General features: G+C 44.3%; 6 protein-coding genes and 1 tRNA gene. 1 reads left to right on the top strand and 6 read right to left on the bottom strand.

Features of this window, described 5'->3' with window-relative positions; translation table 11 throughout:
• From QQ041_RS02000 to lolB, 6 genes are all read right to left on the bottom strand, one after another.
• A tRNA-Met gene (locus QQ041_RS02000) sits at positions 1-77 on the bottom strand.
• Positions 78-357: 280 nt separating this feature from the next.
• Positions 358-1449, bottom strand: coding sequence for a redox-regulated ATPase YchF (ychF, locus tag QQ041_RS01995; RefSeq protein ID WP_010439159.1), 1092 nt, complete (start codon positions 1447-1449; stop codon positions 358-360).
• A 10-nt stretch (positions 1450-1459) separates the two neighbouring features.
• Positions 1460-2050 (bottom strand): aminoacyl-tRNA hydrolase, encoded by a 591-nt coding sequence (gene pth / locus QQ041_RS01990; protein WP_004739815.1) that lies wholly within the window; start codon positions 2048-2050, stop codon positions 1460-1462.
• A 221-nt stretch (positions 2051-2271) separates the two neighbouring features.
• Positions 2272-3216 (bottom strand): ribose-phosphate pyrophosphokinase, encoded by a 945-nt coding sequence (locus QQ041_RS01985; protein WP_004739814.1) that lies wholly within the window; start codon positions 3214-3216, stop codon positions 2272-2274.
• Positions 3217-3243: 27 nt separating this feature from the next.
• Positions 3244-4119 carry a 4-(cytidine 5'-diphospho)-2-C-methyl-D-erythritol kinase gene (gene ispE, locus QQ041_RS01980; RefSeq protein ID WP_285953000.1) on the bottom strand — a complete coding sequence of 292 codons (876 nt, stop codon included), beginning with the start codon at positions 4117-4119 and terminating at the stop codon, positions 3244-3246.
• Entirely contained in the window at positions 4116-4763 is a 648-nt protein-coding gene (gene lolB, locus QQ041_RS01975; RefSeq protein ID WP_146492352.1) for a lipoprotein insertase outer membrane protein LolB, read from the bottom strand. The genes ispE and lolB overlap by 4 nt, the downstream gene beginning before the upstream one ends.
• A 160-nt stretch (positions 4764-4923) precedes the next feature.
• On the opposite strand from lolB, the gene hemA reads away from it, so the two are divergent.
• On the top strand, positions 4924-6183 hold the full coding sequence (hemA, locus tag QQ041_RS01970; protein WP_060983584.1) for a glutamyl-tRNA reductase: 1260 nt from the start codon (positions 4924-4926) through the stop codon (positions 6181-6183).
• The last annotated feature ends 16 nt before the right edge of the window (positions 6184-6199 follow it).

Here is a 6199-nt window from a genome sequence, read left to right as displayed (position 1 = left end):
TGGTGGCTACTGCGGGATTTGAACCTGCGACCCCATCATTATGAGTGATGTGCTCTAACCAACTGAGCTAAGTAGCCATTTCCAAATTGTCGTTCATTTCGAGACGTTGCCGCTTCGTTGTGAACGGGGCGCATTATGCGTAGTTGAGCGAAACCCGTCAACTTTTTTTTTGAATAAATCGCGAATAAACATCTGTTCGGTTTCTTTTTAGGCAAAGAGGCGTATTTGTCGACAAAAAACAGGTCTAAAAGGCGATATATATAGGAAGTTAAGTTTCTGATGAGGGGCAATTTAGAAAGGAGAAAAACAAAAAGGCCAGTGAATTCACTGGCCTTTTTTCTAGATGTTTAATCAGAATTATACGTTGAAGCGGAAGTGAACAACGTCACCATCTTTAACTATGTATTCTTTACCTTCAAGGCGCCATTTACCTGCGTCTTTCGCACCGCTCTCACCGTTAAACTCGATGAAGTGATCAAATCCTACTACTTCTGCACGGATGAAGCCTTTCTCGAAGTCTGTGTGGATCTTACCCGCTGCTTGTGGCGCAGTTGCACCTACAGGGATTGTCCAAGCGCGAACTTCTTTAACGCCAGCAGTGAAGTAAGTTTGAAGAGTCAGTAGTTCGTAACCAGAGCGGATCACTCGGTTAAGACCTGGTTCTTCGATACCCATATCCGCTAGGAACTCTTCGCGATCTTCGTCATCAAGTTCGGAAAGCTCAGATTCGATTGCTGCACAAACTGCAACAACTACGTTGTTTTCGTTTTCAGCGTATTCACGAACAGCGTCTAGGTATGGGTTATTTTCAAAACCATCTTCTGCAACGTTTGCGATGTACATGGTTGGCTTAAGCGTTAGGAAGTTTAGGTAGCCGATTGCTGCCGCTTCTTCTTTGCCAAGTTCAACAGTACGCGCCATACCACCTTCAGTTAGAACTGGAAGTAGCTTTTCTAGTACAGTGATTTCGAATTTAGCGTCTTTGTCGCCGCCTTTTGCTTTCTTCGCGTTACGTTGAATTGCACGCTCACAGCTGTCTAAGTCAGCCAGTGCAAGTTCAAGGTTGATCACTTCGATATCTTCGATTGGAGATACTTTACCAGCAACGTGAACAATGTTTTCATTTTCAAAGCAGCGTACAACGTGACCGATAGCGTCAGTTTCACGGATGTTAGCTAGGAACTTGTTACCAAGACCTTCACCTTTAGATGCGCCAGCCACTAGGCCCGCGATATCTACGAATTCCATTGTCGTTGGAAGGATCTTCTGTGGATTAACAATTTTTGCTAATGCATCTAAGCGTAGATCTGGAACCGGAACGATACCTGTGTTTGGTTCGATCGTACAAAATGGAAAGTTTGCTGCTTCGATGCCTGCTTTAGTCAGTGCGTTAAACAGAGTTGACTTACCAACGTTTGGTAGACCAACGATGCCACATTTAAAACCCATGATATAAACCTTATTCTGCTTTGAACGTATGTAAGCGATTTTGTGCTTTTGGTAGGCCATCTTTTAATAAGATGTCTAGGCTGCGAACCGATTCGTCAACGACGGCCTCGATACACTCTTGCTCTTTTTGAGGAGCTTTGCCTAATACATAACCTGCAACTTTATCTTTGTGTCCTGGATGGCCGATGCCTAATCTAAGACGATAGAATTCTTTATTGTTACCCTGCTTGCTGATGATGTCTTTCAGACCATTATGTCCACCATGACCACCACCTTTTTTAAACTTTCCAATACCAGGAGGAAGATCTAACTCATCGTGAGCGACCATGATCTCTTCTGGTTTAATTTGGTAGAACTTTGCTAAGGCTGCAACTGCTTTGCCTGACAAGTTCATAAAAGTCGTTGGGATCAGCAAACGAAGATCTTCACCGTGAACCATGATACGACCCGTTAGGCCAAAGAACTTTGGTTCGTTCTTTAGTGTCACGTTATGTACACGCGCTAATTCTTCAACTACCCAAGCACCCGCATTGTGGCGAGTTTTGGCGTATTCTGGACCTGGATTAGCCAGTCCAACGAGAAGTTTTATTTGTTGGCTCAAGGTATGGATCTCTCTCGGGATTTCAAAAAGCGCCGTATGATATCACAGTTTATGAAAAAGGTGCGAGCTAGCTGATAGCTGCGCGATTATTCCTGTTTGTCATAACTAGCAGTGCAATATTACTCAGACATAAAAAAAGCACTTCATTGACTGAAGTGCTTAATGTCTTTCTCTTGCGTATTTCTAAAACCAAGCTTTTGTAAAAAGCTATAAGGCTTGGATTAGTTGAACATCGCTGAGATTGATTCTTCATTGCTGATACGACGAATCGCTTCAGCAAGCATGCGAGAAAGGCTAAGTGTTGTCACTTTACCAGTCGCAGCCATCTCTGGAGATAGAGAGATAGAATCCGTTACGATAACTTGGTCTAGAACAGAGTTCTTGATGTTGTTCGCAGCAGTACCAGAGAAAACAGCGTGAGTTGCGTAAGCGAATACACGCTTAGCACCGCGCTCTTTAAGCGCTTCAGCTGCTTTACATAGTGTGCCACCAGTATCGATCATGTCATCAACGATAACACAGTCACGGCCTTCAACATCACCGATTAGGTTCATTACTTCAGAAACGTTAGCACGTGGACGACGTTTATCAACGATAGCGATGTCAACATCACCTAGCGCTTTAGCCGTTGCGCGAGCACGTACAACACCACCAAGGTCTGGAGAAACCACAACTGGGTTTTCTAGACCACGGTTAGCCATGTCTTCTAGAAGAACTGGAGTGCCGAAGATGTTATCAACAGGTACATCGAAGAAGCCTTGGATTTGCTCTGCGTGTAGGTCGATAGTAAGAACGCGGTCAACGCCAACGTTAGAAAGGAAATCTGCAACAACTTTTGCAGTAATTGGCACACGAGCAGAACGTACACGACGATCTTGACGGGCATAACCGAAGTAAGGGATTACAGCAGTAATACGGCCAGCAGAAGCACGGCGCATTGCGTCAATCATTACCACCAATTCCATTAGGTTGTCATTGGTTGGTGCACAAGTTGATTGAATCAGGAATACATCGCTACCACGAACGTTTTCATTGATTTGAACAGCGACTTCGCCATCAGAAAAACGGTCTACAGTAGCATCGCCAAGAGAGATGTATAGACGATCAGCAATACGTTGGGCTAGTTCAGGTGTTGCGTTACCAGCAAATAGCTTCATATCAGGCACGGTGGAAACCTCGGGTTGCGTCCAGTTTTAAATAGATTGTGGGTGGGCTGATTGGTATTCAGCCAGAGTTTCTTTTAAAGGAGAAATGTTTCTTCCTTTCGCTACGAAAGCGGAAACTGTGTCAGGCAGTTGTTCTCGCACCAATTCGGCTTCTTTTTTGCTGTTAAATTCAGCAAAAACGCACGAACCTGTGCCAGTCAATCTCGACGGCGCGTATTGTAGCAGCCATGAAAGTTGCTTATCAACCTCTGGGTACAGCATTCGCACAATTTTTTCGCAATCGTTTACGTATTCTTGCTCTAGAAGCGTTGATAACGCTCGCTTTGGCGTGTTTCGAGTTAATTTTGAGTGTGTGAATATGTCTACCGTTGCTATGCTCACTTGAGGCTTAACCACAAGATACCATTTTTCATTCGGATTAGCGGGTTGTAGCTGTTCGCCAACGCCTTCAGCAAAGGCAGCATGACCACGAACAAATACCGGGACATCTGCTCCAAGCTTTAAACCGATTTCGGCGAGCTGATCATCTGAAAGATCGAGTTGCCATAAATAATTCAGCGCGACTAATACAGTTGCTGCATTTGAAGAGCCTCCGCCAATACCGCCTCCCATAGGAAGAACTTTCTTTAATTGAATATCCGCACCGAAAGTCGTCGACGTATATTGTTGAAGAGCAGTAGCGGCTTTCCAAATCAGGTTATCTTCTGTCGCAACGCCTGGAATTTCAGGTGTGATTGTTATCGAGCTTGTTTCTCGGTTTGCGGTAACCGTAAGTTCATCGCCAAAGTCGACAAATTGAAATAGGGTCTGAAGTTCGTGATAGCCATTGTCGCGTCGGCCAGTAATATAGAGAAATAAATTCAGCTTAGCTGGCGAAGGCCAGTGCGTTGGCGTTGTTATCATTTTTTCAGTGTCCACTTCGAAACTACAATGTTGATTTTGTTCTCGTCTTGCTTGAATGACAATCGAGTAGGGAGGGGAATTGTCTCTACGCTCGCGTTATCTTCACCCGATAGCTGTTTACTCGGCATTTCTGTATTTCGGTAGTTAGCAAAATTCAGTGTCCATAATTGACTGCTGACTTGTTTAGACAGAGATTCAAGCGTGTTGGTGGTGTTCAATTGGTAGCTGTCTGCTTGGTCGGGAATACCAAGAAACCATTGTGGCAGATGATCAATAGGGATCTGCAACCCAGTTAGTTGCTCTACCAATACAGATGCACTTGCGTGAGTGAATACCTGATCATCATAAGTGACTACCTTGGCACCCGAGCTGTCAATCGTGAGGTTCAAGGCGGTTTGACCAAGGAAAGTGGTCAGTCTTAATTGGCTTTGATTTGGGGAGTGCTTCCAAATGAAATTAAGGCTTTGGCGTTGCTCTGGAGAAATGTAAGCGAGCTTGCCTGAGGCTTGGTAGTTTTCTATCTGTAGAAGGCGGTTTTGGTGACTTTGCCACTCTACACTGGTCGGTTGTTCTGGGATAGACGAGCAACCCACCATAATTATGGTCATAAAAATAAGAGACGTGATTTTACGAAGCTTGCTCATATTTGCTCACAACTTGTTCAAATTTATCTAAAAAACGTCTCAACTATAGCATTGAATTCACGAAGTCAGGAAAACAAATCCCGCTTGCTCTTTAAATAGAGCCATGCATCAAGTAAAATTCGCCCCTTGTTTCCATTCCCTGATCGAGAACTTCTGATACATGTCTTTGCTTGCCGTAGGTATCAATCACAATACAGCGTCGGTTGAATTGCGAGAAAAAGTCGCTTTTGGTCCAGATAAATTATCTGAGGCACTCAAGCAACTTAACGCAAATGCACACGTAAATGGAAGTGTCATACTTTCTACCTGTAATCGAACTGAAGTGTATTGTGACGTCAAAGGCGTGGCAAAAAACAAGTTGATCGATTGGCTGTCAGTTTTCCATCAAGTTAGTCCTGAAGAGCTAAAACCAAGTCTTTATATCCATGAAGAGCAGGCTGCGATTAAGCATTTAATGCGTGTAGCTTGTGGTTTGGACTCTTTAGTATTGGGCGAGCCACAGATCTTAGGTCAGGTGAAGCAAGCTTATACAGACTCGCGAGAGAACAAATCTGTTGATGCTTCAATGGAAAAGCTGTTTCAGAAATCATTCTCTGTCGCGAAGCGTGTTCGAACTGAAACGGAGATCGGCGGAAGCGCGGTTTCGGTTGCTTACGCAGCTTGTACGTTAGCCAAACATATTTTTGAATCAATTGCCGATTCAACTGTGTTATTGGTGGGTGCGGGTGAAACGATTGAGTTGGTGGCTAAGCATCTTTCAGCGAATGGCTGCACCAAGATGATAGTGGCTAACCGAACTCGTGAGCGTGCTTTAGGGTTGGCTGAAGAGTTTGGTGCTGAAGTGATCAGCCTCAATGAGATCCCTGATCATCTGCATCGAGCGGATATCGTGATCAGTTCAACCGCCAGTCCGTTACCTATTATTGGTAAGGGTATGGTGGAGACCGCACTGAAAACAAGAAAACATCAACCTATGTTGTTGGTTGATATTGCGGTTCCGCGTGATGTGGAATCTCAGGTCGGTGAGTTAAACGACGCCTACCTTTATTCAGTGGATGATCTGCAGTCGATTGTTGATGGCAACATTGAACAACGCAAAGTGGAAGCGATTCAAGCGGAAGCAATAGTTAGCGAAGAAAGTGCGGCATTCATGAGTTGGATGCGTTCACTGCAAGCGGTAGACAGTATTCGTGACTATCGCAAATCGGCCAATGAAATCCGAGAAGAATTATTAAGTAAGAGTTTACAATCACTTGCCGCTGGTGGTGACCCTGAGAAACTCTTACTTGAGCTAAGTAATAAGCTCACAAACAAATTGATCCATGCTCCAACGCGTGCACTTCAAAGTGCAGCAGAGCAAGGAGAACCTGCAAAATTAATGGTCATTAGACAGAGTTTGGGCTTAGAAAACCCTCAATAATATTAGACCTCCAACA

Source organism: Vibrio sp. TMPB1044 (assembly GCF_030442075.1).
Taxonomy (GTDB): domain Bacteria; phylum Pseudomonadota; class Gammaproteobacteria; order Enterobacterales; family Vibrionaceae; genus Vibrio; species Vibrio satsumensis.
This window is presented reverse-complemented; position numbering and strand designations above follow the sequence as displayed.

Excerpts from the sequence above, each read along its gene's own strand:
- ychF (WP_010439159.1), bottom strand. The coding sequence starts at position 1,449 with ATGGGTTTTAAATGTGGCATCGTTGGTCTACCAAACGTTGGTAAGTCA.
- ispE (WP_285953000.1), bottom strand. The coding sequence starts at position 4,119 with ATGATAACAACGCCAACGCACTGGCCTTCGCCAGCTAAGCTGAATTTA.
- lolB (WP_146492352.1), bottom strand. The coding sequence starts at position 4,763 with ATGAGCAAGCTTCGTAAAATCACGTCTCTTATTTTTATGACCATAATT.
- hemA (WP_060983584.1), top strand. The coding sequence starts at position 4,924 with ATGTCTTTGCTTGCCGTAGGTATCAATCACAATACAGCGTCGGTTGAA.